The organism is Nostoc sp. JL31, assembly GCF_017114965.1.
Lineage (GTDB): Bacteria > Cyanobacteriota > Cyanobacteriia > Cyanobacteriales > Nostocaceae > Nostoc > Nostoc punctiforme_A.
In genome coordinates this window covers 1-26839 of the sequence record NZ_JABXKO010000022.1, presented here as the reverse complement: position 1 = coordinate 26839, position 26839 = coordinate 1, and the positions used below count along the sequence as shown (strand labels likewise).

The following is a 26839-nucleotide window of genomic DNA, read 5'->3' as shown; positions in this document are numbered from 1 at the left end:
AGGATACTGCGTGAAAATTGGTGCTCAATACTTGGGTAACGGAGAGTGTGAATTTACAGTTTGGTCTCCGCTATTAGATAGCGTCACGGTAAAAATTTTGACGCCAGAACAGCAGTTAATTCCCCTCAAGCCTCAATCTGAGGGATACTGGCACACGAAAGTCAACGATGTATATCCGGGTACGCTTTATCGGTATGTCTTGAATGGCCAAGACAACTTTGCCGATCCGGCATCGCAGTATCAACCGGAAGGGGTGCATGGGCCGTCGCAAATTGTCGATCAACATTTTGAGTGGACTGATGAAGGGTGGACTGGGATTCCTGTAGAGTCGATGATTTTCTATGAAGTTCACGTTGGGACATTCACCCCAGAAGGAAGTTTCACCGCGATCATTCCCCGTTTACCAGAACTGAGGGAACTGGGAATTAACGCCATTGAAATCATGCCCATCTCCCAGTTTCCGGGAGACACTCATGTTGAGGCAACTCTTGCATATCGCAACTGGGGCTATGATGGCGTTTATCCTTATGCTGTCCAAAATTCCTACGGTAGTCCAGCCGAACTCAAGCAACTGGTAAATGCTTGCCATCAAAATAATATCGCCGTTGTGCTGGATGTGGTGTATAACCACTTTGGGCCAGAAGGCAACTATATGAGTCAGTTCGCGCCCTATTTTACTAAAACCTATAAAACGCCGTGGGGCGAAGCACTGAATTTCGACGATGCCCATAGTCAGGGTGTGCGAAATTATTTTATCGAAAATGCGCTTTACTGGTTGGGTGAATTCCACATTGATGCATTGCGCCTGGATGCCATTCAAGCAATTTACGACTTGGGGGCGAAGCATTTTTTATGGGAATTGGCGGAAGCAGTTCATCATTTTTCACAACAAGGGCAAAAATGGAAACGCCATCTAATTGCTGAAAGTGACTTGAATAATCCGCAAATAATTCGTCCGGCCGAATTGGGTGGATATGGTCTTGATGCTCAGTGGAGTGATGATTTTCACCATTCATTGCACACACTGTTGACAGGCGATCGCCAAGGATATTATCAAGATTTTGGGCAGTTGGCTGATTTAGCAAAAGCTTATAGTGATACTTTTGTCTACGATTGGAAGTACTCGCCCGATCGCAAACGGTTTCATGGCGTATCTTGCCGCGATCGCCCTCTGTCACAGTTTACAGTCTGCATTCAGAATCACGATCAAATCGGCAATCAAATGAAAGGAGAACGCCTCACCCAGCGGATCTCTTTTGAGGGATTAAAGTTAGCTGCTGGGGCTGTGTTGTTGTCACCTAACTTACCCTTATTATTCATGGGAGAAGAATACGGCGAAACTGCACCCTTCATTTACTTTGTCAGTCACTCCGATCCCGATTTAATTCAAGCAGTTCGAGCCGGACGCAAACAAGAATTTGAAGCATTTCACTATGCAGACGATCCCCCAGATCCCGAATCGGCAGAAACTTTCCTCAAGTCTAAACTTAATTGGGAATTACGCAATCAAGGAAAGCACAAAATTCTGTGGGATTGGTATCGTCAGTTAATTAATTTACGCAAGACGCATCCAGCACTTCTCAACCAAGACCGCAATTTCATCGAAGCGACTAGCGATGAAGATAAGAAGTTGGTCATCGTGCGCCGTTGGTGCGAATCAAGTGAACTAATATTTGTGATGAATTTCAATTCGTCTCCAGTGACAGTGACTCTGCCGTTTAAGCATAATGCTAATAAGTTGTTGGACTCTGCTGATACCTCATGGTCTGGGCATGGTTCTGAAGCTGCTGAACATTTGTCTGTGGGCCAAGAAGTGAAATTGCAACCTACTAGTTTAGTACTCTATGAAAAAGGATAAGGGAGAGAGTTAGAACTTAAAGTTTCAGCCTCATAACTTCAAGTTTCAAGCAAAAAGGCTCAACTTTCGAGCTAAAAGGCTTAATGTTTGAGCTAAAAGGCTTAATGTTTGAGCTAAAAGCCTTAAGGTTCAAGCTAAAAGCCTTAAGGTTCGAGCTAAAAGGCTTAATGTTTGAGCTAAAAGCCTTAAGGTTCAAGCTAAAAGCCTTAAGGTTCGAGCTAAAAGGCTTAATGTTTGAGCTAAAAGCCTTAAGGTTCAAGCTAAAAGCCTTAAGGTTCGAGCTAAAAGGCTCAACGTTCAAGCTAACAGGTTGTTTGAAAAGTGGTTGGCTGTGATTTTAGGTACTTATTGATCCCCCCTTAAAATTTACCCCACCCTAACCCTCCCCTTGTAAAGGGGAGGGAACTATATTTTTTGTTTCCCCCCTTTATAAGGGGGGAATAAGGGGGGTAATACACTTTTGCTACCGTGAAGAGGACTTTTCAAACATCCTATAAAAGGCTCAACGTTCAAGCTCAAAACCTCAAACTCCCCCATTTCCCTCATTCCCTTTACTCTCCACTCAAAAAAAATATGCGAATTCCCACCGCCACTTATCGAATTCAGTTTACACCTCAGTTTGGCTTTGACAACGCCAAAGCGATCGCAGCCTATCTAGCAGATTTAGGTATTTCTGATTTATACGCCTCCCCCATTTTCAAAGCACGATCCGGGAGTACACACGGCTACGATATAGTAGATGCCACTCAACTTAACCCAGAATTGGGAACTAATGAATCCTTTGATGCATTAGTTGATGAAATCCAATCCCTTGGTATGGGCTGGTTACAAGATATTGTGCCCAACCACATGGCTTATAGCAGCGAAAACGATTACTTGATGGACGTATTGGAACACGGCCCAGATTCCAGCTATACCGACTACTTTGACCTTTCTTGGAATGCTCCCTTTGGCGATCGCCAAGAGCGAATTCTCGCGCCACTACTGGGAGATTTCTATGGTGCATCCCTGGAAAACGGACATATTCAACTGCAATACGAAGAAAACGGTTTAACCGTCAACTATTACAGCTTGAAATTGCCGTTGCGGTTAGAATCTTACACAAAATTTATCACCTATAATTTAGGGAAACTCACGCGTACACTGGGACGCAATCATCCCGATTTTATTAAACTATTGGGAATTCTCTACATTCTCAAAAGTGTGCCTTCAGAAGTTGCAGGAAAACAGCGACAAGACCAAATCGCATTTATTAAAGGATTACTTTGGGAACTCTATAATACAAACGATGCTATCCGCGAGTTCATTGACGAAAATATCGAAACTTTTAACGGAGAACCCGGTAATTCAGAAAGCTTTAACCTCCTAGATGAATTACTGAACGACCAGTTTTACCGCCTCGCCTTCTGGAAGGTTGGCGCAGAGGAAATGAATTACCGTCGTTTCTTTACTGTCAATGAACTGATTTCCGTTAAAGTTGAAGAACTGCGGGTTTTTAATAATACCCATAGCTTAATTCAAAAGCTGGTTGAGGAAGGCAAATTTACAGGTTTACGCATCGATCATATTGATGGACTTTATAACCCAATCCAGTATCTCGAAAGGCTGCGGGAAAAGACAGGAGATGTTTATATCACCGTCGAGAAGATTTTAGAACTCACCGAAGAACTGCCAGAAAACTGGAAAATTCAAGGTACGTCTGGATATGACTTTTTAAATTATGTAAATGGGGTATTTTGTCAAACAGAAAATGAATTATCCTTTGATAAAATTTACCAAAACTTTATCAGTTCCAGAGTAGATTATGCATCGGTAGTAAAAGATAAAAAGCACCTGATTTTGGAAAAGAATTTAGCAGGTGATATTGACAATCTGGCTCTTTTGTTAAAGAACGTTTCCAGCAAATATCGCTATGGCAATGATTTTACATTGAATGGATTAAAAAGAGCGATCGCCGAAGTTTTGACACTGTTCCCAATTTACCGCACCTACATTACCCCCGATGGAATTGGAGATAGCGATCGCGCTACGATTCAAGAAGTAATTCGCCAAGCCAAAGAACAAGCGCCCCTATTGCAAAACGAACTGACCTTTATTGAAAAGTTAATGCTGTTAGAGTTTGATAATTCTCTGACTCAAACAGAACGCGAACAGTGGATATATTTTGTCTTACGGATGCAGCAATACAGCGGTCCGCTAATGGCAAAAGGCGTAGAAGACACCACATTATATGTTTACAATCGGTTGCTGTCGCTGAATGAAGTCGGGGGAAATCCTGGTCATTTTGGCATCAACTTAGCCAAATTTCATGCATTTAACAAACAGCATCAAGAAACCTGGCCTCACACAATGAACACCACAGCTACCCACGACACCAAACGCGGCGAAGATGTGCGGGCCAGATTGAATGTCCTCTCAGAAATCCCCGATGAATGGGATCAGCAGGTAAATACCTGGAGTGCGATTAATCGGGGACATCGTAGCGATCGCCACGGCTTCGCTATACCCGATCGCAACGATGAGTATTTTCTCTATCAAACCCTAGTAGGGGCGTTTCCTTTTGCCGAACAAGACCATGCATCCTTCGTGGAACGAGTAAAGGACTATATAATAAAGGCAATACGAGAAGCGAAGGTGCATACAGCCTGGTTACGACCTGATAGCGAGTATGAGGAAGCTTGTACCTCCTTTATTGAGAAAGTACTAAATCCTGCTATCTCTGGCGAATTTCTAGAAGCCTTTCGTCCCTTTCAAGCGCGAATTGCAGAGTATGGTATCTTCAATTCCCTTTCCCAAACTCTACTGAAGATTACCGCACCCGGCGTACCCGACTTATACCAGGGAACGGAACTTTGGGAACTGAGTCTAGTCGATCCAGATAATCGCCGTCCCGTGGATTTTGAACAGCGACGTACTTACTTAAGCGCCATCCGCGAACAGGTAAAAACAGACATTCTCGGATTAATTCAGGAGTTACTAAACGACAAAACAGACGGCAGAATCAAACTGTTTTTAACGGCTCAATTACTCCAAGCCAGAACAAACTATGTCTCATTATTCCAGGATGGCGACTATGTACCGTTAGAAGTTCAAGGAACCTACGCCAATCACATTATCGCCTTTGCACGGCGCGAGGGGAATCAAACAGCGATCGCGATCGCACCTCGCTTTTTAACCAGCCTCATCCAGCCAGGAGAAAACCCCAACGGCTTGTCAGTATGGCAAGATACACGCCTGCTACTACCCCCTGAAACTCCCCTCACCTGGAAAAACGTCATCACTCAAGAACCCTTACAGGCAACAGAAACATTATCTATCGGATCTGCCTTCGCCCATTTTCCAGTCGCTCTATTAGTTAGTAGCGCCGAGTAAAAAGATAAATCTATCTCACGCAGAGAAATGCCGTCAAATCTCTGCGTATCTCTGCGATTCCCTTCTCTTCGAGACGCTTTGCGAATGTGTTCCTCTGCCTTAAAAAAAATTCTTCCAACCTCCTCACACCCCGTCAAATTGAATTATGATCACTCCCCCAGCACTTACCACCACCCGGATTGACAGCGTGCGGGCCCATATCAAAAAAACCTGGAAAACCTTAACGCGATCGCACGAACACTTATTACAATCTGCCAAAGATACCAAACTAGACCACAAACCAGGCACTCCCTGGATCGTCTACATTTCCCCCTTAGAAGATTGTCCCAACATTCAGACAGTGTTAGAGCGATCGCTATCTTCCAAAGATATGCAACAGCTAGAAATTCGCACTTTGCCCGCAGAAGTCGAAGCGATTAAACAGCATGGGTTACTATACCTACCAGGCCCTTACGTCGTACCAGGTGGTCGATTTAACGAAATGTATGGCTGGGACAGCTACTTTATATTACTAGGACTTTTGCACGATGAAGAATGGGAGCTAGCGCAAAGCCAGGTTGACCAATTATTGTACCAAGTGCAACATTACGGCACGATCCTCAACGCCAACCGGACTTATATGCTGTCGCGATCGCAACCTCCCGTCCTCAGCATGATGGTTTTGGCACTATTCCAGCACACCCAGGATGAAGAGTGGTTGAGATCAACCGTACCACTGCTAGAGCAATTTTACTATTACTGGGTAGTACCGCCCCATTTGAATCCCGGAACCGGCTTATCCAGATTTTATGCCTTTGGCGAAGGCCCCGCGCCAGAAGTTGTGTTCTCCGAGCGAGATGAGGAGGGAAAAAGCCACTATGATCGCGTCAAGGAATATTACCAAACCTTTGAGATTGACGATTACGACGTTAATCTTTACTACGATCGGGAAGATGACAAACTGACCCATCTATTTTACAAGGCCGATCGCACCATGCGCGAGTCCGGTTTTGATATCACCAACCGATTTGGCCCCTTCAGTGCTGATATCCTCCACTATGCTCCTGTGTGCCTCAACAGTTTGCTATATCAGGTAGAACAAGACTTAGCGCAAATTAACGCTATTTTGGGAAACGAAGAACTAGAAAAACAATGGCGCGATCGCGGTGCATATCGGCGCGATCGGATCGATCAATTTCTCTGGAATGAAGAACGAGGACTCTATTGCGACTATCACTTCCAGAGTGGAAAACGCCGTTGCTACGAATTTGCTACCACATTCTATCCCCTGTGGCTAGGAATTTCTTCTCAAGCCCAAGCGCAGCGCGTCGTGGAAAATCTCTCTTTGTTTGAAGCCCCAGGCGGAATTCTTACCAGTACTCATATCACCGGAAACCAATGGGATGCTCCCTTCGGTTGGGCACCATTGACGTTCATTGCTGTCCAAGGACTTCACCGTTATGGGTTTCATACAGAAGGCGATCGCATTGCCAACAAATTTCTGGCTATGGTAATTAAAGAATTCGAGCGTCACAATACCCTAGTTGAGAAATATGATGTTGAACGCTGTTCTGCCAACGTTTCCGATGAAATCTCCTTTGGATATAGTTCTAACGAAGTTGGCTTCGGCTGGACAAATGGAGTCATTCTGGAACTCTTAGCAGGCGGTGGGAAAAAAGTTTAAATAAAAAGGCGTGAGTTTTTCCTCATGCCTTTATTTTATTTATTACACTTGACTCTATGAGCATCTCGCCCAATCGACTTAAAGAACTCCAAAATATCCCTGATACAGCGATTGATACTTCAGATATTCCTGAATTAGATCGGCAATTGTGGGATACAGCCAAAATGGTAAAAGCTGTTAGCCAAGAAGCTACATTAATTAAACTAGATCGAGATATTTTGGATTAGGTTTAAAAGCAAAGGAAAAGGCTACGAATCTCTAATTAACTCCGCTCTTTGCTCTTATATTGAGCATAATTCATCGCTATAACGCCTTACCTTATTGGCTCGTACCTTGAGGAATAATCACAATGGTTCAATCAGCCCCAAAAATTCTAACCGTTGATGAATTTATTAGCCAGTACGCTGAGTGCGATCGCTATGAACTAATTGATGGTGAATTAATTGAGATGGAACCAACCGACCCACACGAGCAAGTATCTGCATTGATTGGGCGAAAACTGAATGTAGAAATTGATCGTCAGGATCTAAGCTATTTTATTCCCCATCGCTGTCTAATCAAACTCTTAGGAACAGAAACAGCTTTTCGTCCCGATGTAATTGTGTTAGACCAAACTCAATTGATTAATGAACCGTTGTGGAAACAAGAGCCTGTAATTACATCTGGAAACTCAATAAAACTGATTGCTGAAATTGTTAGCACAAACTGGCAGAATGATTACGCCCGGAAAGCTGAAGACTATGCCCTGTTAGGAGTTCTTGAATATTGGATTGTTGATTATTTAGGTATTGGTGGCAGAGAATATATTGGCAAACCTAAACAGCCAACGGTGACAATTTGCAACCTAATAGAGGATGAGTATCAAAAACAGTTTTTTCAAAACAACGATCGACTTATCTCCTTAATCTTTCCTAACTTGCAATTAACGGCACAACAAATATTTTCGGCTGGACAATCTGTTGCCAAGTAGTTTATATAAATCGCAACGCAACTATAGCAATTCTATTTGATTGCCCCTCCACCGAGAAAATCAGATCCCCAACTTCTTGAAGAAGTCGGGGATCTTTTTGTTCATAAATGTTTTTCACATGCCGTATCAGCACCTACTATATCAGCACCTAATTATTATCATCTTTACGCTTATCGTAAGGTTCACCTATAAAAGGTTGTACGCCTGTAGCAGGATAAGCGTCATCATTAGGCCCAAAAATCCGCATTGCGGCTTCAGAAATATACTTGGTTATGTTCGCAATGATGTTGGAAATAGCCATAATATTGGACTCCTTATTTTCGAGTCGCTTTAATTGTGCTAGCTATACTGTAATACTGATATTCAAGCCTTGCTCTTATTCTCAATATATTGAGACTATATGCAATGTTTATTCAGATAACTTTGCAATACTTTAGCTTGTCAAAAAGTCAAACTCTTCTCTTCGATTCTAATTGTAACATAGTTGTTTCTTTCAACCTATTTGGGAAAATAGCGAAGCAAAACAAACTTTCTCTGACAGGATATTATTTTCCTTGATTAGCCACCCGCTCTAATTAACATTATTGCGCGCCATCACTATTAAAAAATATTAAGTATTTGATGAAGTTAGTATTAAGCTACCGATAAATCTACTGTTCTACAGCAATCTCAGGCAATATACTTGCAGGGAGTTGACATTATTTATGGTAAATATTACCATAAATAAAAGAAGCATCTTGTAAGGAAGCTCTTGCATGACAACTTTGCCAGATTTGGACTATGTATATAAACAGCAAAGCCAGCAGAACCAGGAACTAAACCTTTCTGCCGATGACTACAGCTTGCTGACCGACCTTTACCAGTTAACAATGGCAGCTTGTTACACAGGCGAAGGTATAGAACAACGACGGGCAAGCTTTGAATTGTCTGTCAGACGATTGCCAGAGGGTTTTGGTTATTTGATTGCAATGGGGCTGACGCAGGCATTAGAATATTTAGCCAAAATCCGCTTTAGTTCCGCGCAAATTGCGGCATTACAGGCAACGGGAATTTTCGCTCACGCAAGCGATCGCTTTTGGTCACTTTTAGCTGAGGGAAAGTTTACGGGTGATGTTTGGGCAGTACCGGAAGGGACGGCTGTGTTTGCCAATCAACCACTGTTGCGGGTGGAAGCACCCCTTTGGCAAGCGCAACTAGTGGAAACTTACCTTTTAAATACGATTAATTACCAGACTTTGATTGCCACAAAAGCAGCCCGGTTGCGGGATGTAGCAGGGGAATCAGCAACACTTTTAGAATTTGGGACAAGACGAGCATTTAGTCCCCAAGGGTCTTTATGGGCGGCGCGGGCGGCGTTAGCGGGTGGGTTAGATTCCACTTCCAATGTGTTAGCAGCGCTACAACTGGGAGAAAAGCCAAGTGGTACGATGGCACACGCCTTGGTGATGGCATTGTCAGCAATAGAAGGCACTGAAGAACAAGCTTTTAGTGCATTTCATCGATATTTTCCGGGTGCGCCATTGCTGATTGATACTTACGATACCATTGCTGCTGCCCAGCGCTTGGCGGAAAAAGTAAATTCCGGGGAAATGCAATTAACAGGAGTGAGATTGGATTCAGGAGATTTAGTTACCTTATCAAAACAGGTGCGATCGCTCCTTCCCGGTGTGCCAATTTTTGCCAGTGGTGATTTGGATGAGTGGGAAATTGCCAGATTAAAAGCTGCTGGGGCCGAGATTGATGGTTACGGATTGGGAACACGACTAGTTACAGGTTCGCCCGTAAATGGAGTTTATAAACTTGTAGACATTGATGGTATCCCAGTGATGAAGCAGTCTAGTGGTAAAGTTACTTATCCAGGGCGCAAGCAGATTTTTCGCTCGTTTACGGGAGGTAAGGTAAAAGCAGACAGGTTGGGACTTTTAGGTGAAAGTTCTGTGGAAGAAGAACCTTTGTTGCAGTTGGTAGTGCAAGAAGGTAAACGGGTGCAGGCGTTGGAGTCGTTGGCAACAATTCGTCAGCGTACCGCCGCCTCTGTTGCTAGTTTGCCACAGGATACACGGCGCTTGGATTATCCGGTGGCTGTAGAAGTGGAAATTTCTGAGGGGTTACGGGTGTTGACTGAAGAAACTAAGAAACGAACCGCCAAGGACGCCAAGGACGCAAAGTAAGATGATGAGAGTTGCTTTGTTTGGTACTAGCGCTGATCCACCAACTGCGGGACATCAAAAAATTCTGAGTTGGTTGTCTGAGCGTTATGATTGGGTTGCGGTTTGGGCGGCGGATAATCCGTTTAAGTCTCATCAAACACCCTTAGAACATCGGGCGGCAATGTTGCGACTGTTGATTGCGGATATAGACGCGCCACGGCACAATATTGCTTTGGAACAAGAATTGAGTAGCTTCCGAACGCTGGAAACAGTGGAAAAAGCGAAGCTTATTTGGGGTGAAGACGCTGAATTAACGATGATCATTGGTTCAGATTTACTGAGTCAGCTACCACGTTGGTATCGCATTGAAGATTTGTTACAGCAAGTGCAACTACTGATTGTACCGCGACCCGGATATGCAATAGATGAATCTAGTTCAGAGGTAGTGCAAAAGCTGGGAGGGAAAATTGCGATCGCTAGTCTGACCGGTCTAGATGTTTCCTCAACAGCGTACCGCGAACATGGAGATCCCCAAGCCCTCACAGCCCCTGTAGTTGCCTATATTAATCGAGAGCATTTGTACGAATGCCAGGACGTTCACAAAAAAAGATACCAACTCCGTTAAACCAACAACCTTTGGCCGATTTCAAGGTTGGTGTTGATAATGTAATTTTTTCTGTAGATACTGTACAAAATCGGCTGTTAGTTCTACTCGTAATGCGACAGCAAGAACCATTTTTAAATCATTGGAGTCTTCCTGGTACTTTGGTACGTCCAGGAGAGTCTTTAGAAGATGCCGCTTATCGCATTATGGCGGAGAAAATTAAGGTCAACAATCTCTATTTAGAACAACTGTATACCTTTGGCGGGCCAAATCGCGATCCACGGGAAGCAATTGATAGTTATGGTGTGCGTTATTTATCAGTTAGTTACTTTGCCCTAGTGCGATTTGAAGAAGCCGAATTGATTGCCGATCGCATGACTGGTATCGCTTGGTATCCGGTAAAACAAGTGCCGCAATTAGCTTTTGACCATAACGAAATTCTGGCTTATGGACACAGGCGATTACGAAATAAATTAGAGTATAGCCCGGTGGCTTTTGAAGTCTTGCCAGAAATGTTCACCTTGAATGATTTATATCAGTTATACGCCACAGTTTTAGGTGATAACTTTTCCGATTATTCTAATTTTCGGGCGCGTCTACTCAAGTTAGGTTTTTTATGCGATACCGGAATTAAGGTATCACGGGGTGCTGGCCGTCCGGCTAGCTTGTATAAGTTTGACGCCGAAGCTTTTGCTCCCTTAAAAGATAAACCTTTGGTGTTTATTTAATCAATCTCGACCCCAAGTCCAGAGTTAAAAGTCTTAAGTCCAGAGTAACTTATGACTCTTGACAAATGACAAATGACCCATGACAAATGACAAATAATATGAAAATTGCGATCGCTCAAATTAATCCTACAATTGGTGATTTGCTTTTAAATGCCCAAAAAATCCTGGAGGCGGCACAACGCGCAGCATCTAGCGGTGCGCGTTTGTTGTTGACACCAGAACTTTCTTTGTGTGGCTATCCACCAAGAGATTTATTACTAAATCCTAGTTTTGTGGAAGCAATGGGCATCACTTTACAAAACTTGGCTGAGGATTTACCACCAAATTTAGCTGTGTTGGTAGGAACTGTTGAACCGAACCTCAATGCACATATTAGTGGCGGTAAAACTTTATTTAACAGCATGGCTTTGTTAGAAAATGGCCAGGTTAAGCAAGTTTTTCACAAGCGACTTTTGCCTACTTACGATGTCTTTGATGAACGTCGCTATTTTGAACCAGGCTTGCAAGCTAATTATTTCACTTTAGATAATATCGATATTGGCGTAACTATTTGCGAAGATTTATGGAACGACGAGGAATTTTGGGGCAAACGTAGTTATACAGTAAATCCGATTGCTGACTTAGCAATTTTGGGTGTAGATTTGATTGTCAATTTGTCTGCTTCGCCCTACACAGTTGGCAAGCAGCAGTTTCGTGAAACTATGCTCAGGCATAGTGCAGTACGTTTTCAACAACCGATGATTTACACTAATCAGGTTGGGGGAAATGATGACCTAATTTTTGATGGGCGGAGTTTTGCCTTAAATCGTCAAGGTGAAATTATGTGTCGCGCTCGTGGTTTTGATACCGATTTAGTAGTAGTTGAATTTGACGAAGCGCAACGGGATTTTCAATTAGGTACTATAGCACCTGTTTATGAATCGGAAGATGAAGAAATCTGGCAAGCTTTGGTTTTGGGAGTGCGAGATTACGCTCGTAAGTGTCGCTTTTCTAAAGTAGTGTTGGGTTTAAGTGGCGGGATTGACTCTGCAATAGTAGCTGCGATCGCCACTGCGGCACTTGGTAAAGAAAATGTCCTCGGTGTTCTCATGCCTTCGCCTTACAGTTCGGAGCATTCCATCAGTGATGCTGTGGCATTAGCCAAAAATTTGGGAATTAACACTAATCTTTTACCAATTGGCGAGTTAATGCAAGGCTTCGATCAAACATTGGGTGATTTATTTGCGGGTACAGAGTTTGGACTGGCTGAAGAGAATATCCAATCTCGGATTCGCGGTAATTTATTAATGGCGATCGCTAACAAATTTGGCTATCTGCTTTTATCTACAGGTAACAAGTCAGAAATGGCTGTGGGTTACTGTACTCTTTACGGCGATATGAATGGCGGGTTAGCAGTGATTGCAGATGTTCCTAAAACCCGTGTGTATTCACTTTGCCATTGGTTAAATCGCAATAATGAAATCATCCCGCAAAACGTTTTGACTAAAGCACCCAGCGCCGAACTCAAACCAGGCCAAGTGGATCAAGACTCTCTACCGCCTTACGAAATTTTGGACGATATTTTGCAACGCCTGATTCACAACCACCAATCAGCAGCGCAAATTGTTGCAGCCGGTCACGATCCGGTGATTGTAGACAGAGTAATCCAAATGGTGGCGCGGGCTGAATTTAAACGGCGACAAGCACCTCCCGGCTTAAAAATCACCGATCGCGCCTTCGGAACCGGTTGGCGAATGCCAATTGCTAGTAACTGGGTTGGTGTTAAAAAAGCTTACCAGGCTAAAACTACAGCTACACCTAACCTTAGTTTGTTGTGATGGACAAGATGCACATCCGCAAATCAAGTAATTAGTTATCAAACCTCTCCCTACCTTGAACTTTTATTAAAATCTGTCCTTCTCCGATGCGAAGAGGGACAGGTTTTGCGTAGTAAAATCTTTTTTACGCCAACGCCACAAACTTTCTAACCACCTTATAGTAGTTGTAAAAATATAAAAAGTATTTAGTCGTTATCTTCAACTTGATATGAGCGTAGTAGATTTGTTTCCAACCTTGCACAACCTATCTCGTGCAGATAAACTCAAGGTCATGCAGTTTTTAGTTCAAGAACTGGCGACTGAAGAAGCATTGTCGTTACAGCCAGGAGTCATTTATCATGTGTGGTCTCCCTATAATTCCCATGAAGCTGCTAATAAACTAGCCGCACTGTTAGAAGAAGACAGACAGGTAAACGATGCTTAATTCACAAAGATTTTCCTTTGTTAGATTGAAGCAATCATACGATCTCGATCGCTCCACCTCTGAACTCGAAGTTTGCACCTTTGAACATGAGTTGTCGAGTTAAAAGAGCGATCGCTTGACCTTCAACCCTCGAAGTTGCACCTTTAACCCTCAAAATTGCACCTTTAACCCTCGAAGTTGCGCCTTTTATCCTCGAAGTTGAGCCTTTTATCCTCAAAGTTGCACCTTTTATCCTCAAAGTTGAGCCTTTTATCCTCAAAGTTGCACCTTTTATCCTCAAAGTTGAGTCTTTTATCCTCAAAGTTGCACCTTTTATCCTCGAAGTTGCGGCTTTAACCCTCATAATTCTACTTTTGAACTTAAAGCTTGCACTTTAGAACATAAATTGTCTAGTTAAAAGGGCGTAAGTCTAGCTTGTCGGAGACATTGCTCAACCTCTGAGCTTAATCAATAGGTTATTTTTACTCATCTAAACGGTGTGCGATCGCATTCAGCAATTCTTCAAATCCTGATTTGCTGTGAATATCAGGAGTGAGCGTGTTCATATCTTTCAGCAGGTTGGTGAGTTCTGCGATCCTGCTGCGAATCTCGGTGTATTGGTCAATTTCTTCACGAAATCCCTTTAAATTAGCTGCGGAAACGCCTTTCATCTCTTCATCAAATTCTTTGATTTCTTCTTCCCAATACTTAATATATTGAAGTCTTGCAGCAGGTTTATAAATTTGGGCATCCGCTAACACAATAGGGAAAATTCGCTTAGAAAGTTCACCATTTTTAGCAATTTGCAGTAGCTCAAACATACAATTGAGAGATTTTAAATACTTGTCACTAATAACCGCGATCGCACATTTCCCGCGTCCAATCCGTTCCATGAAAGCTTTAATTAGTCCTTTGTAGCCCAAATCGCGTTTATCGCGGATGATTTTGATCCCTTTCGCCTGGAAAGTTTCATCTAGTTTATTGACAAATTGCTCACTTTCTCCACCCCAAGCATAAGAGATGAAAATTTCCTTCTCGAATTCAATTGCAGATTGACTATTCACGATCTGTTTTTGTTCTTCTTCACTATCTCGTAAACGATGCGTCAATGATTCATTTCTCTCTTGCTCCAGTTCGCTTTGCAACTGTGCAACTTGGGGATTAAATTCCGCATCTGCTTTAATGGCTTGAAACATGACATCATCAATTAACCTGCGGACATCTACCATTTCATAGCTGTTTTCGCACTCAATTTGGTAACGGCGATCGCTCAAGCGCTTATTGAGTTTGTCTAAAGAATAGGAATAAGGTATGGGCAGATTTTTACAAGTTTCGCAGTTACAAGGAACTAAAGTTTGATATTGCAAACGTTCGTAAGAGTTGTGGATTTTTTCGAGTTCATGGGTGATGACAGCCATCAGTTCTTTTTTGCGGTTTCCGGCTACACGGATTTTAATTTCGCCGTTGATGATAGTTTTCAATGATTTCTGCACGAGTTTGGTCTTTGTTGAGAACAATACCGCTTTTCCAAACGAGTTTTTGCTGTTCAATCCAAGGGTGCGTCTCGACAATAAAACGGGTGAGGATGCCTTTTGGCATGAATGTATAGGTGTAGCGCAGGATCAGGTTGTTGCGATCGTCCCAAGTATAATCAGCTTTTTCAATGGGCAGCAATTGAGGGGCAATATAGTTGGCAGGGCGACCGGGAATTTCGTAGCACAGCTTGAACCGCATCATTAATTGCAGTAGTTCGTCTCGCATCTCAGCATATTCGCCACTTTTCCAAATATCTTCCAGGTCGTTCTTAGTAAAACAACCCAACTTTTTTTTAACATTGTCATTATCCAAAACTTTGTAAACGGCAGTTGTCCCCCATTCTGGTTTGAGGATGACGTAGTGTTTAAGTGTAGAATCATCTTGAAAGTGGAGGCAAACACCGAGGTCGTGGAGATAGCTGCTCAAGCGCAGCATATCTTTACGGTCAGTTAAATTATTGAGTCGGCAAAGGCTACAGTATTCTTCAAGGCTGATGTAATTGCGGGAATAGTTCTCTAAAACTGCTCTGACTCTTACCCAGAGTTTTGGTAGAGGTGTACCAACATGGTCAAGTCTGCTGATGTAGAGCTGAATAGCGTCTTTAATCTCTACTAAACCGCGATTAGTATCCAAATTGGTTGCCAGAATTTTTTCCAAGTTGTCAAATTCTCCTCGTAACTGACCCCCATCGACTTCGCACTGACGGTCTTGTTTTTCGTTTTTAATGATGAGAACTGGACTCTTGTCGCTTAAAAGTTCAACAATCTTTAGCCACCAGTAAAAATCAGTGTTTTCTTTGCGAGTATCAGCAACTAAAGCATAGAGAGAACGCTTGCTCAGGAAAAACTGATGGGTTTGGTGGTAGATTGCCTGACCACCGAAGTCCCAAATATTGACGCGAAAATCTTTGCCATTGGGCTGTGTAAAGTGCCAGTGGATGACTTCAATACCTTTGGTTGATTCCTCATTTGGTTGCAGTTTGTAGGTTTCATCTGCAATTTTTTTGGCTAAAGAGGTTTTACCTGCTCCTCCTTCGCCAACAATCAATAATTTTGCCTCATAGAAAAGTTCAGTTTCAGCTGGGTCTTGCACCCGGAAATAGAAATCGAGAATTTCATTGACATCGCCAGGATCTTGCGATAAATCCTTTATCCCCAAAATCTCAGGTGGAATCGGAAGTGGGTTTCTGCGAAGATCCAGCTTGTTCAGGTTTGGTAGTTGTCTGATTTCCGGTGGCAAACTGCTTAGTTGATTTCTGCTGAGGTTTAGCAATTGCAAATTGGTGAGTTGAACAATTTCTGGCGGCAGATTGTTTAGTCTATTAACACTGAGGTTTAGCGATTGCAAATTGGTGAGTTGAACAATTTCTGGCGGCAGATTGTTTAGTCTATTAACACTGAGGTTTAGCGATTGCAGGTTGGTGAGTTGGACTACTTCGGGTGGCAGACTGGTCAGTTGATTTCTGCTGAGGATGAGCGATTGCAGGTTAGTGAGTTGGACTACTTCGGGTGGCAGACTGGTCAGTTGATTTCTACTGAGGATGAGCGATTGCAGGTTAGTGAGTTGGACTACTTCCGGCGGCAGAGTGGTCAGTTGATTTCTACTGAGAGAAAGCGTTTGCAGGTTGGTGAGTTTAACAATTTCCGATGGTAAACTGCTCAGTTGATTATTGCTAAGGATGAGGGTTTGGAGGTTGGTAAGTTCGACTACTTCTGGTGGCAGACTGCTCAGTTGATTACTACTGAGGATGAGCGATTGCAGGTTAGTGAGTTGGACAATTTCTGGCACTAGCGTTGTTAAGCTGTTACCTGAAAGGTCTAATGTTGTCGCGTTGTCTCTGGCAGCTTTTTCAATAATTTGCAGCAGTTCTTCGTTAGTCATTTTGGGTTTTACAGAGGCGATGCCTGACGACGATTTGCTGCTTGGACGCGCAGCAGAGAAATTGAGCTAATTAATAATGTAGCTTGTATGAAGTATTGCATTCAGGCAATGTGCGTTAGCGTAGCTCGTTGTAGATATCGCAGACTCCAGATGACATCATATTTGAGGTTAGAGTATAGTTTTAGACGACATCAATTTTTAAAATGATGTTTATACTTAGAACTCAATAAATGAAAGCAGGTGCATAATGAAACTACAAGATTTCTTGGGAAAAGATGAGAAATGGTCATTTGATGCGATCGCAGAAGATGCAGACTTAGCTCGTCAGATTCAGATATTGTTAAACGGCTTAGGTTTGCTGGAACCTCCAGCCGATGGTAAATTTGGCCCTGTTTCTGTGATAGCTCTCAAAAAATTTCAAGAATTAACAAAGACTGAAGAGAGTGGCTTTTTAGGAGCAGTCACAGCCAAAAAACTAATTGAAACCAAAATAGACGATCTTCCTAAACCCCCCTTAAAACTAGGCAATGACATCGCTAGTAAGATTGTGAAATACATGCTATCCAAAGGTTATCAGGTATTTACCAATCCCAAAGAATACAACATTGTTTATGTAGAGGGCATAGATGCAGACTGGACTCTCAACAGTGATACACCCAATCAATTTAACGATCGGCGAATTGTGATTGAAGTAGTAAATGGCGTTCCCAAAATCGTAGATCACTGGGAAGCAACTACAGAACCAGGGAGGTACTACACTTATAATCCGATGAATCCCAAAGGAGCAGCTAGGATTCAGTTTGGACAATACAAAGCTTGGGCTGTTGGTACTCACGGCACAGCCGAACCTCATGAAGCGTTAGTGCAAGTTGGAGATATAACTGTTTGTAGAGATTTCAATAAAGATTTTACACGGACTGGCGACAAACTTGATACAGGCGATAATTTTTACGTTAATCAACACTACGGCTTTGATTTCCCCCGGAATGATATTCGCCTTGCTAGCGCGGGTTGTTTAGTGGGGCGTACCCGTGAGGGACATAGAGAGTTTATGGCAATTATTAAACAAGACCGCCGTTATGTGGCTAATCGCAAATATATTTTTTACACTACCGTGATTCCTGGAGATGATTTACTGTAAACGTTTCCAGGATGAAGTAATAGTTAATTGGTAGCATTTATTGTTGTGATGCAACGTTTAGTAAGGTAGCACGACTGTGCTACCTTACTTTGTCTAACTTTGTTCTTGTGGTTGCCCTATTTGTGCCGTCAATTTCTCTTTATCCAGCCTGCGTTTTTTGGCGTAAAGTTGAATAGTGACTGCCATCAAAATAATCATGGCGAAAATTGCCCAAGCTGCGATATCTGTAGGGAGATTATTCTTAAACACAGCCAGCAACACGATCGCTACTAACATAACTGTAGGCGCTTCATTTAAAGCACGTAATTGCTGACCACTCCAGCGACATTCATCTACTGCTAATTTCTTCATCAGCCGAGCGCAGTAATGATGATAGCCAATTAAAATAGCCACAAACAGCAGTTTGATATGCAACCAACCCTCTTTTAAAATATCTGGTTCAGTGCTTACTAAACCAATGGCCATTGCGATCGTCACAAACATTCCTGGGTTAGTGATGATAGAGTAAAGGCGCTTTTCCATAATTTGATATTGATTTTTCAGTATCGTTCGTGCTGGTTCAGGTTCAACGTTCGCTTCAACGTGATAGATAAAAAGACGTACTAGGTAGAATAAACCAGCGAACCAAACTACAAATCCGACAATATGAAAAGCTTTAAACCATGAATAAGCCACGAATCATAATCTCCTTTATTTGTGGTTGCGATCCATTTTTAATGGTAATAAAAAGTAGTCAGGAGCCAGAATTCAGAATTCAGAATATTCCACCTGTTAAAGGATGGAGTTTTAACAATAAATAACATTTGAATTCTGCCACTCAATCTTCCATTTAATGAACTACAGTGATGATTTTGCATCCTCTACTAATTGATTCTGACTCCTGTTAGCGGTAGCGAAGCGTTTAGCCCATTCTGAATTCTGACTCCTGAATCCTGACATCCATTTTTATAATATCGATTTTTGCCAAAGCTATATTGTCAATGAACATCTTTACGACGTACAAAGGGTAAAAGGTCTTCCAAAATCGCCTCGTGGTAATGTTCTTGAGGATAATGTCCGACGTTATTAAGTTTTATTAATTCAGTATTTGGTACGGAATTGGCAAAGTTTTCGGCAATATCTACAGGTAGCCAAGGGTCAATCATACCCCATTGAATTAGAATTGGTTGTTGCCATTCTTTAAAGCCAGTTTGTATTTCTGTCATGGCTGAATCAAGCTGTAAATTGCGAATACTTGCTAAGAGACTTCGACCAGATGAAGAACTTTTTAAAAATGGTTTTCGATAAATATCTAAATCCTTATCTCCTATGCGATAACGGCTTCCGCCTTCTAGCGTCCGATCGACTAATAAGGGGTCTTGGGTCATGACTTCACCTGCTAAAGGTAAACCCATTTGTTTAATTTTCCAGGGTAATTTAGCATCTGTTGAAATTGGTGTATTTAAAATAGCTAAATTAGCAATTTGTTCTGGATGACGCAAAGCATATTGTAGTCCTACAGAACCTAAAAAACCTTGGACAACTAAAGAAAAATGTTCGAGTTCTAAAGCTCTAATAAATCCTTCTAAAGCTGTGATAAAAGCATCGGGAGTGTAAGCAAAATCTCGTTTTTCTGGTTTAGCAGAAAAGCCGTAACCAATCCAATCTGGAGCGATCGCTCTTGTCCCCTGATTCGCCAACGCAGGTATAATATGACGCCAACTATAACTTTGTGAAACCAAGCCGTGTAGCAACAACACAGGCGCTAAGTCACTTCTGCCGATTGGTAAAGATTCCCGATAAAACCATTCCAGTGAATCTACATTGATTTTATGTTCTGTTATTGACACGTTATTTTCCTATATTGGGGATTGGGTACTGGGGATTGGGTATTGGGGATTGGGTATTGATAAGAAGAATTCAGTCCCTAGTACTTAGTCCCAGTCTCCAGTCCCAGTCTCCAGTCCCCAGTCCCTAGTCCCCAGTCCCTAGTCCCCAGTCCCCAATCCCTAGTCCCCAAGTCCCTGAGAAATAATCATCTCACGAATCGCATAAGCTGTAGCGGGTGCTAGTAAAACGCCGTTGCGATAGTGTCCGGTAGCCAGCAGGATGTTACTAAACCCTGGCAACTTACCAATAACTGGGGCTGGACGACCTTCAGGACGGGGACGTAACCCCGACCAAGTGCGGATAATTTTTGCTGTGGCTAATTCTGGACAAAATGCGATCGCTTGTTCTCTAACAGATTCCAGCAGTTCTTGATTTGGCGGTATCTCATCGCCATTGCTAGGAAATTCCACAGTTGCGCCTATCCAATAATCTCCACCGCCCACAGGAACAATATGCACATCGTTACCCGTTATCGCTGGCTGGAAGTCGGGATTGCCTAATGGATGCCCCACACGCATTTGCAAAGCTTGCCCAAGTACGGGGCGAATATCAATTATCTGATTTAATTTTGCCGTCAGTGGTGTTGAACCTAACCCTGCTGCAACTACAAACCAATCTGCGGTTATTTTTCCTTCTGTAGTCTCAAGGCGATCGCAAAATTGGGGAGAAGAATCAAGTGGTGAGGTTTGGGCATCCAAAACAGTCACGCCAAATTTAAAAGTTACACCGTTTTGCTGGGCGGCCTCAATTAAAGCTAATGTGAGAGCAGTTGGATCGAGTTGACGATCTTGGGGAGAATAGACAGCACCAGTAACTTTTTCGCGTAGGTGCAGCCCGTCGTAGACATCGACTTGAGGACAAATATTCTGGAGTTTAGCCGTGTCCCAAATTTCTAAATTCCAGCCTTGAGAGTGGCGAACTTCTACTAGTTTTTCCCATGCTGACATCCCCTCTAGAGAGGAATCAGACAAAAGCATGAGAATTCCCTGACGATTAAAAGGAATTTTGCGACCTGTTAAAGCTTCTAATTCAGGAATCAAGGTTTCATAGCGTTGGATGCTGGTTTGTCGCATCTGCCAAGCTTTGCCCTTGATTTTTTGGCTGATTACGCCCATCAAAACACCAAGTGCAGCGCCTGTGGAAGCTTGGGCTGGTGGTTGGCGATCGCAAACTGTAATTTTCAGCCCTTTTACTAGACTCAGTTCGTAAGCGATCGCAGCCCCAACCACACCACAACCGATAATAACTACATTCATAACTTGTGTTTCAAGTGAGGAGTTAGAAGTTAGAAGTTAAAAATTCTTAATTCTTAACTCCTAACTCCTAATTCTTAACTCCTAACTCTCTTCTGTTTTCGGAAGCAGTTGGAGAAATTTGTCAATCTCTGCGAAAGCAGCTTGGGATTGGTTCAAGGCAACTAGAGGATTGCCAGCACTAGTAGCTTTATCGAGTTTAACCAGGTCTTTAAAAAAATCTCGCGTTATTTGACGTGCTTTGGGTTGGTCATTGGGTAGAAGGTTGGGAGTGACATAAGTCAGATTCAGCTTTGCTTCTGTTATCGGCCCATGTATAAAGTTACGCACATTGATCCAATCACCTTTTTTAATCAGGGTTGTCAATTCTTCTGAGCGATCGCGCACAGCCTGAATTTCAGGAACATAAGCCTGAATTTTTTCAAGTTGTAGTGCTGTGTAAGTTGGAGGTGCGATCGCAACACCAGGGCCACCACAACTAATCAGGAATGTGGCCAATAGTACTAGGAAAAATGAAAAAATCGAGCGTTGACGCACCATATATTCAACTTAATTGCTTTTGGTTTACCGATTCACAGTGTCATTTTAGATCGCTAGCGCAGTCAATCGTTCTTGTCAGCCAAGGATTTTGCAGAAAATCTTGATATTTTCTCCAAAGAGCAGAGTTCCATCTGCTTTTGAGTAATTTTTAAGTACAATTACTTAATAGGTGTTAGGCAGTCCCAACAAGAAGCGATTTTTGGCTTCTGTTAGTAACTGAACGTGAGTTAGATGAACCTCTCCCTCCCAGCCTCCCTCTCCGAAACTGAAAGGGAGGAGCAAGGAAAAATTCAGCTTTTTGCTCCCCTCTCCGTGTCGGAGAGGGGCTGGGGGAGAGGTCAAATAAAACTTGTCGAACTCACGTTAACTGATATTGTTAGGGAAATATGATTTAGAGTTGCTAAATCTCAAAGGTCTTGATAAGCTGAAACACCAATAATATAAGCCTTCTGGCGGTTTTTCTGTCTTCACATCCCGGAAGATGCCGACGCGATATAGGAGTGTTTTTTAGTGAACGCAGCTGAACAGGCAACGAACCTTGAACTCGCCAGCAACATAGCTACGGTAGTTAATTTGTTCAAATTCGAGTTTCCTGATGCCAAATCCGATCTCAAACCCTGGAAAAATGACCCGGAAACTAGGGAGTTAGTCGATCCAGATTCTATAGATATTGGCTTTCACTTTCCTGGTATCAGCAAATCTTGGCGAAGTCGTAGTATTTTAATTCAAATCCGATTTTATCAAGATCCCATCAATAATTCCCGGCGTGCGATCGGTGTGGAGGTAGCTGGATTCGATCATCGCGGTGAAGCGTGGCGACTTTCTACGGTAGAAAACTGGAATGTTGTCGGTGCATCTTCGCCTTCTGGTGAAATTGAGGATAAGCTCAAACAGATTTGCCGACAGATTTTAGAAGTTTTCAATAAACCAAGTGAATGAAAGGGGCAGGAGGCAGGAGAAAACCTCTACGATGTTCGCGCAGCGTCTTGTAGAGAGCATCTTGCAATTTTTAATTAATAATTTTTAATTTTTAATTGGAGCGAAGCGACTTGACCACCGTAATATTTGTACATGGCACAGGCATTAGGGAACGAGAATACAACGAAACCTTTCAGATAATTGAGCAAAAGATTCGCGCCCAACGTCCTGATATTAAAGTTTCTCCCTGCCTTTGGGGTGTATTAGGTGCAAAGTTCAATGATAATCGGGCATCAGTACCCTTGGGAATGCGACACTGGCTTTATCTGAGTCAGAAGAAGACGCAGATATTGTATTGTGGGGGCAATTATACCGCGATCCTCTGTATGAATTACGGCTGTTGTCTTTGAAACCGATTGAGTCAGGAAATCCCTTTGGGGAAGAACCAGGGGATGTTTTACAATCTCGTGTGGCAAGTCTCACTCCGACATCTCAACTGCAAGCTAAGTTGCAAGAAGCGGGAATTGCAGAGGTATTTGAGCCAGCACGAGAGGCTGTGATTCGCAGTGAACCGTATGAACGGGCATTGCTCACTGTTTCCGAATCTGATTTGAGTGAATATTATGCACCAATAGCTAGAGCTGTTGTGGCTCAAGCAATGTTTATTAGCGAACTGCAAGAGAAATTTCCCCCCATCCTCACCGATGCCCAATTGCGCGACAAAGTTGTGGAATTGCTGACTCTGGCTTTAGGAGAGGCGGAGTTAGGATTGGGTGGCTGGTTATTAAAGCCACTTGTTGGATTAGCGTTACCAATGGGAACAAATTATGTCAGAGGAAACCGCCTTGAGTTAACTGATAAAATTTCGCCTATGCCTGGTGATATTTTGTTGTATCAGACGCGGGGTGAAAAAATCAGGGCGTTTATCCAACAACAAATTGCCCAAGCAGAACCGCCAGTGGTTTTAATCGCCCATAGTTTGGGAGGTATCGCTTGTGTAGATTTGCTAGTGCAGCAGCAGTTGTCTCAGGTGGAATTATTGGTAACAGTTGGTTCCCAAGCACCATTTTTATATGAGATTAACGCCCTCTACAGCTTAGAATATGGGCAGTTATTGCCTGAGCATTTCCCGCAATGGTTGAATATCTACGATTTACGGGATTTTCTCAGTTACGTGGGTAATAGAATTTTTCCTGATAGAGTGCAGGATGTGCGAGTGGATAGCAGACAACCGTTTCCCCGTTCCCACGGTGCTTATTGGACAAATGCCAAAACCTGGGAGGCGATTATTTCGAGGTTGCCATAATGGTTTACTTTTTACGGTATCTAGAAAAACCCACTCCAAACCTCTCCCCTACAAGGCTACGGTGTACAGACAAGTCAAATTACCCCCCTCAATCCCCCCTTGGAAAGGGGGGAAGCCGGAAATCTAGTTCCCTCCCCTTTACAAGGGGAGGGTTAGGGTGGGGTAAAAACCAGCTTCTTAAACTACTTCAGACTTGTGTGTACACCGTAGGAGGAACGCTAAAAGCCCCTTTTTAAGTGGGTTGGGCGATCTCTTATGTGTAATTCCTCATAACGTGAGAGGCTAGGTCATCATGCAGTTGATGGCTAAACCTGAGCGAACATTTGGGTTAATTGTGGGTATTGAAAAGTACCACGAATCTGCTTGGAATGTAACTGGAGGGGGGCCAGCCGATGACGCGCTGAAATTTGCTCATTGGCTGCATCTGCACGGTGTACCGAAGGAGAATATCCGGTTATGTTTATCAGCACTGGAAGAAAATCATCAGTTAATTGGGGAATGTGGGTTAACTGTAGAGTTAGCAACAGAGCAAAATATCTCCGACATTGTGACTAACTTTTTATCCCCAAAGTCGGGCGATTTACTCTACATTTTTTGGGCGGGACATGGTTTGATTACCTCAGAACGAGAGCGTCGGTTGCTTTGTGCTGATGCTAATAAACAGAATTGGCAGAATTTAGATTTTAATTCTTTATTATTGTTGTTGGGTTCCGATAAATTTCAGATTCGTAATCATATTTGTATTATTGATGCCTGTGCCAATTATGTTTTAGAGTCAAAGGGAAGACCAACTAACTTAGGTGGCAAAGCTTTTCTGAGCGGACAGCCAAAGCAAGATAGTCAACAATTTGTGTTACTGGCTACGCGAGAAGGAGAGCAAGCTAAGGTATATTCTGAAAATAAAACAGGATACTTTTCTCAAGCTGTGCGGGAGGCTTTTGCAGCAACTAATGGGAATTTTCCCCCGAATATGAAGGAAGTTACTGAGGCAGTTAAGCAGCGATTTATTAGTTTAGATAAAAAACAACTGCCGACTTATTTTTATTCCCGCAGTTGGGATGGAGATATTGAAAAATCTCATTTCAACCCGTTTGATATCCCGCATAATATCCAACAGAGTCAAGCTCGTAAGTTTGTTGGCAGGGATGAGCAAATAGAACAATTGCATCAGCTATTGCAAGTTAATGATGTTGTGGCTATTACCGATGTGACTGGACAAGGTGGGGTGGGTAAAACAGAGTTAGCTATTCAATATTCAGAGCAATATTTGGGAGATTATTCTGGCGGGTGTTGTTGGTTAAACCCCCAAGGTATTGATTTGGGAACCCAGTTAGTAGAGTTTGGAGTTGTAAATTTACCTAACTTTAATCTGCCGGATGGATTAAGCCTAGCAGGTCAAGTTGCTTATTGCTGGAAGAAGTGGCAAGCTGGCAAAGTTTTATTGATATTTGATGATCTTAAAGACTGGAAGCTAATTCAATCCTATCTACCACCTAAAGGTTCTCGGTTTAAGGTGTTGATTACCACTCGTCTAAATACAGGGCTAGTATATCCATCACTGCCGTTAGGTGAATTGTCAGCAGATGGAGCCTTAGAATTATTAACAACCCTGCTGGGAAAAGAGAGGGTTGAGAAGGAATTAGAATTTGCAAAGGGACTTTGCAGATTTGTGAATTATGTACCAATTGGACTTTACCAAATAGCAGCACAGTGCCGAGAGCCAGGGAGAGTATTATGCTAGCAGACATCCTCGCACAGCTACAAAAGCAAGCATCAGCAGGCGAGTCTGGTGTAGCAGCAGCTTTTGAGTTGAATTGGCAATGCTTGGAACCAGAGGCGCAAAAATTAGCTTGTTTGTTGAGTTTGTTTGCTTTGGCTCCTATCCCTTGGTCTTTGGTAGAATCAGCAGCGAGTTATAGCTATTTGGAATTTGACTTAAAAGCTAACCGCACTATTTTAGTTGAGCGTTATTTGCTGCAAGAATTGGCAGAGGACACCTACCAAGTTCATGATCGCATTCGGGAATTATTGCAGCAGAAATTAGAAGAATTGGCTGAAGCTGAGGAACTCAAGCGCGGCTATTGTCAAGCAATGGTAGCCGTAGCAAAAGATATTCCTTACACACCCACATTGATAGAAATTGCTCAAGCAACTCTTGCCATCCCTCACCTTACCGAAGCTGCCACGGTTTACCAAGCGTGGTTAAGCGATGATGATTTAATCTGGCCTTTTATAGGCTTGGCTAGATTTTACAATGGTCAAGGAGCCTACGTCCAAACCTTACCGTGGCGTGAACAATGTTTATCAGCTGCTAAAAAACGTTTTGGGAATGAACACCCCGATGTGGCAACTAGCCTGAACAATTTGGCACTACTCTACGATTCACAGGGAAGGTACAGCGATGCCGAACCTTTGTATATTGAAGCTTTGAAGATCGCTGAAAAATGCTTGGGGGCAAATCATCCTAATACAATAACCATTCGTGAAAATCTGGAATACCTGCGGCGGAATCGTCAGCCTTGATTCAGGAGAATGGTTGCTTTTGTTTCCCGTTGGTTTCAGTAATTTAGATAATCTGCACCGGCTGTATTACCCGCCTGGGATTCAAATTCTAGTCTAAAAAGTAGGCAATATAATTAATTACACAATGTCATCGCAAATGCAGTGAAGCAAAATATTGCGATCGCAACCCCTAGAACTACTTCTCTACGATATGCTTTGCGAAGGGTGCGATCGCAATAACTGTAAATATTTTTGTTTATCTACTTAATGAGCCTTTGAACTCCATTAATGAGTCTTTGAACTCCATTAATGAGTCTTTGAACTCCAT

24 protein-coding genes are annotated in these 26839 nt (G+C 42.7%); 16 read left to right on the top strand and 8 right to left on the bottom strand.

Features of this window, described 5'->3' with window-relative positions; translation table 11 throughout:
* The first annotated feature begins 10 nt into the window (after positions 1-10).
* The 5 genes from treZ to HWQ43_RS03755 all read left to right on the top strand — a co-directional run bounded on the left by treZ (position 11) and on the right by HWQ43_RS03755 (position 7863).
* On the top strand, positions 11-1858 hold the full coding sequence (gene treZ, locus HWQ43_RS03775; protein WP_292730436.1) for a malto-oligosyltrehalose trehalohydrolase: 1848 nt from the start codon (positions 11-13) through the stop codon (positions 1856-1858).
* Positions 1859-2431: 573 nt separating this feature from the next.
* Positions 2432-5230, top strand: a complete 2799-nt coding sequence (treY, locus tag HWQ43_RS03770; RefSeq protein ID WP_292730433.1) for a malto-oligosyltrehalose synthase — start codon at positions 2432-2434, stop codon at positions 5228-5230.
* Between the two features lie 145 nt (positions 5231-5375).
* Positions 5376-6893 carry a trehalase family glycosidase gene (locus HWQ43_RS03765; protein WP_292730430.1) on the top strand — a complete coding sequence of 506 codons (1518 nt, stop codon included), beginning with the start codon at positions 5376-5378 and terminating at the stop codon, positions 6891-6893.
* Between the two features lie 56 nt (positions 6894-6949).
* Positions 6950-7120 (top strand): hypothetical protein, encoded by a 171-nt coding sequence (locus HWQ43_RS03760; protein WP_292730427.1) that lies wholly within the window; start codon positions 6950-6952, stop codon positions 7118-7120.
* A gap of 122 nt (positions 7121-7242) precedes the next feature.
* On the top strand, positions 7243-7863 hold the full coding sequence (locus HWQ43_RS03755) for a Uma2 family endonuclease (RefSeq protein ID WP_292730424.1): 621 nt from the start codon (positions 7243-7245) through the stop codon (positions 7861-7863).
* Between the two features lie 148 nt (positions 7864-8011).
* On the opposite strand, the gene HWQ43_RS03750 is transcribed toward HWQ43_RS03755, so the two are convergent.
* On the bottom strand, positions 8012-8164 hold the full coding sequence (locus tag HWQ43_RS03750; RefSeq protein WP_292730422.1) for a hypothetical protein: 153 nt from the start codon (positions 8162-8164) through the stop codon (positions 8012-8014).
* A 454-nt stretch (positions 8165-8618) separates the two neighbouring features.
* On the opposite strand from HWQ43_RS03750, the gene HWQ43_RS03745 reads away from it, so the two are divergent.
* The 5 genes from HWQ43_RS03745 (at position 8619) to HWQ43_RS03725 (ending at position 13586) form a co-directional block, all read left to right on the top strand.
* A complete protein-coding gene (locus tag HWQ43_RS03745; protein WP_292730420.1) occupies positions 8619-10034 on the top strand; it encodes a nicotinate phosphoribosyltransferase in 1416 nt (471 codons plus the stop codon).
* A 4-nt stretch (positions 10035-10038) separates the two neighbouring features.
* Positions 10039-10638, top strand: coding sequence for a nicotinate-nucleotide adenylyltransferase (locus HWQ43_RS03740; RefSeq protein WP_292730668.1), 600 nt, complete (start codon positions 10039-10041; stop codon positions 10636-10638).
* Positions 10599-11345 (top strand): NUDIX domain-containing protein, encoded by a 747-nt coding sequence (locus tag HWQ43_RS03735; protein ID WP_292730417.1) that lies wholly within the window; start codon positions 10599-10601, stop codon positions 11343-11345. Before HWQ43_RS03740 ends, HWQ43_RS03735 begins: the two co-directional genes overlap by 40 nt.
* A 98-nt stretch (positions 11346-11443) precedes the next feature.
* Positions 11444-13162 carry an NAD+ synthase gene (locus HWQ43_RS03730; protein ID WP_292730666.1) on the top strand — a complete coding sequence of 573 codons (1719 nt, stop codon included), beginning with the start codon at positions 11444-11446 and terminating at the stop codon, positions 13160-13162.
* A 208-nt stretch (positions 13163-13370) separates the two neighbouring features.
* Positions 13371-13586 (top strand): hypothetical protein, encoded by a 216-nt coding sequence (locus HWQ43_RS03725; protein ID WP_292730415.1) that lies wholly within the window; start codon positions 13371-13373, stop codon positions 13584-13586.
* A gap of 34 nt (positions 13587-13620) precedes the next feature.
* Here the strand turns inward: HWQ43_RS03725 and HWQ43_RS03720 are convergent, their stop codons facing one another.
* From HWQ43_RS03720 to HWQ43_RS03710, 3 genes are all read right to left on the bottom strand, one after another.
* Entirely contained in the window at positions 13621-13929 is a 309-nt protein-coding gene (locus HWQ43_RS03720) for a hypothetical protein (protein ID WP_292730412.1), read from the bottom strand.
* Positions 13930-14047: 118 nt separating this feature from the next.
* Positions 14048-15058 carry a toll/interleukin-1 receptor domain-containing protein gene (locus HWQ43_RS03715; RefSeq protein WP_292730409.1) on the bottom strand — a complete coding sequence of 337 codons (1011 nt, stop codon included), beginning with the start codon at positions 15056-15058 and terminating at the stop codon, positions 14048-14050.
* Positions 15018-16982: a COR domain-containing protein gene (locus HWQ43_RS03710; RefSeq protein WP_292730406.1), complete on the bottom strand. Its 1965-nt coding sequence runs from the start codon at positions 16980-16982 to the stop codon at positions 15018-15020. The genes HWQ43_RS03715 and HWQ43_RS03710 overlap by 41 nt, the downstream gene beginning before the upstream one ends.
* 247 nt (positions 16983-17229) lie before the next feature.
* On the opposite strand from HWQ43_RS03710, the gene HWQ43_RS03705 reads away from it, so the two are divergent.
* The gene (locus tag HWQ43_RS03705; RefSeq protein ID WP_292730403.1) at positions 17230-18123 is read left to right on the top strand and encodes a peptidoglycan-binding domain-containing protein; all 894 of its coding nucleotides are present in this window, start codon (positions 17230-17232) and stop codon (positions 18121-18123) included.
* Positions 18124-18216: 93 nt separating this feature from the next.
* Here the strand turns inward: HWQ43_RS03705 and hemJ are convergent, their stop codons facing one another.
* The 4 genes from hemJ to psbQ all read right to left on the bottom strand — a co-directional run bounded on the left by hemJ (position 18217) and on the right by psbQ (position 21785).
* Positions 18217-18798 (bottom strand): protoporphyrinogen oxidase HemJ, encoded by a 582-nt coding sequence (hemJ, locus tag HWQ43_RS03700; RefSeq protein ID WP_292723578.1) that lies wholly within the window; start codon positions 18796-18798, stop codon positions 18217-18219.
* A 302-nt stretch (positions 18799-19100) separates the two neighbouring features.
* On the bottom strand, positions 19101-19952 hold the full coding sequence (locus tag HWQ43_RS03695; protein WP_292730401.1) for an alpha/beta fold hydrolase: 852 nt from the start codon (positions 19950-19952) through the stop codon (positions 19101-19103).
* Positions 19953-20111: 159 nt separating this feature from the next.
* Positions 20112-21248 (bottom strand): FAD-dependent oxidoreductase, encoded by a 1137-nt coding sequence (locus HWQ43_RS03690; RefSeq protein WP_292730398.1) that lies wholly within the window; start codon positions 21246-21248, stop codon positions 20112-20114.
* 81 nt (positions 21249-21329) lie between these two features.
* Positions 21330-21785, bottom strand: coding sequence for a photosystem II protein PsbQ (gene psbQ, locus HWQ43_RS03685; RefSeq protein ID WP_292730395.1), 456 nt, complete (start codon positions 21783-21785; stop codon positions 21330-21332).
* A gap of 510 nt (positions 21786-22295) precedes the next feature.
* Here psbQ and HWQ43_RS03680 point away from each other — a divergent pair.
* The 5 genes from HWQ43_RS03680 to HWQ43_RS03660 all read left to right on the top strand — a co-directional run bounded on the left by HWQ43_RS03680 (position 22296) and on the right by HWQ43_RS03660 (position 26532).
* Complete coding sequence (locus HWQ43_RS03680) at positions 22296-22724, top strand: hypothetical protein (RefSeq protein ID WP_179072792.1); 429 nt, start codon at positions 22296-22298, stop codon at positions 22722-22724.
* Positions 22725-22834: 110 nt separating this feature from the next.
* The gene (locus tag HWQ43_RS03675) at positions 22835-23113 is read left to right on the top strand and encodes a hypothetical protein (protein WP_292730389.1); all 279 of its coding nucleotides are present in this window, start codon (positions 22835-22837) and stop codon (positions 23111-23113) included.
* The gene (locus HWQ43_RS03670; protein ID WP_292730387.1) at positions 23059-24009 is read left to right on the top strand and encodes an alpha/beta hydrolase; all 951 of its coding nucleotides are present in this window, start codon (positions 23059-23061) and stop codon (positions 24007-24009) included. Before HWQ43_RS03675 ends, HWQ43_RS03670 begins: the two co-directional genes overlap by 55 nt.
* Before the next feature lie 301 nt (positions 24010-24310).
* On the top strand, positions 24311-25750 hold the full coding sequence (locus HWQ43_RS03665; RefSeq protein WP_292730384.1) for a caspase family protein: 1440 nt from the start codon (positions 24311-24313) through the stop codon (positions 25748-25750).
* Positions 25744-26532, top strand: a complete 789-nt coding sequence (locus tag HWQ43_RS03660) for a tetratricopeptide repeat protein (protein WP_292730382.1) — start codon at positions 25744-25746, stop codon at positions 26530-26532. Before HWQ43_RS03665 ends, HWQ43_RS03660 begins: the two co-directional genes overlap by 7 nt.
* Positions 26533-26839: the final 307 nt, after the last annotated feature.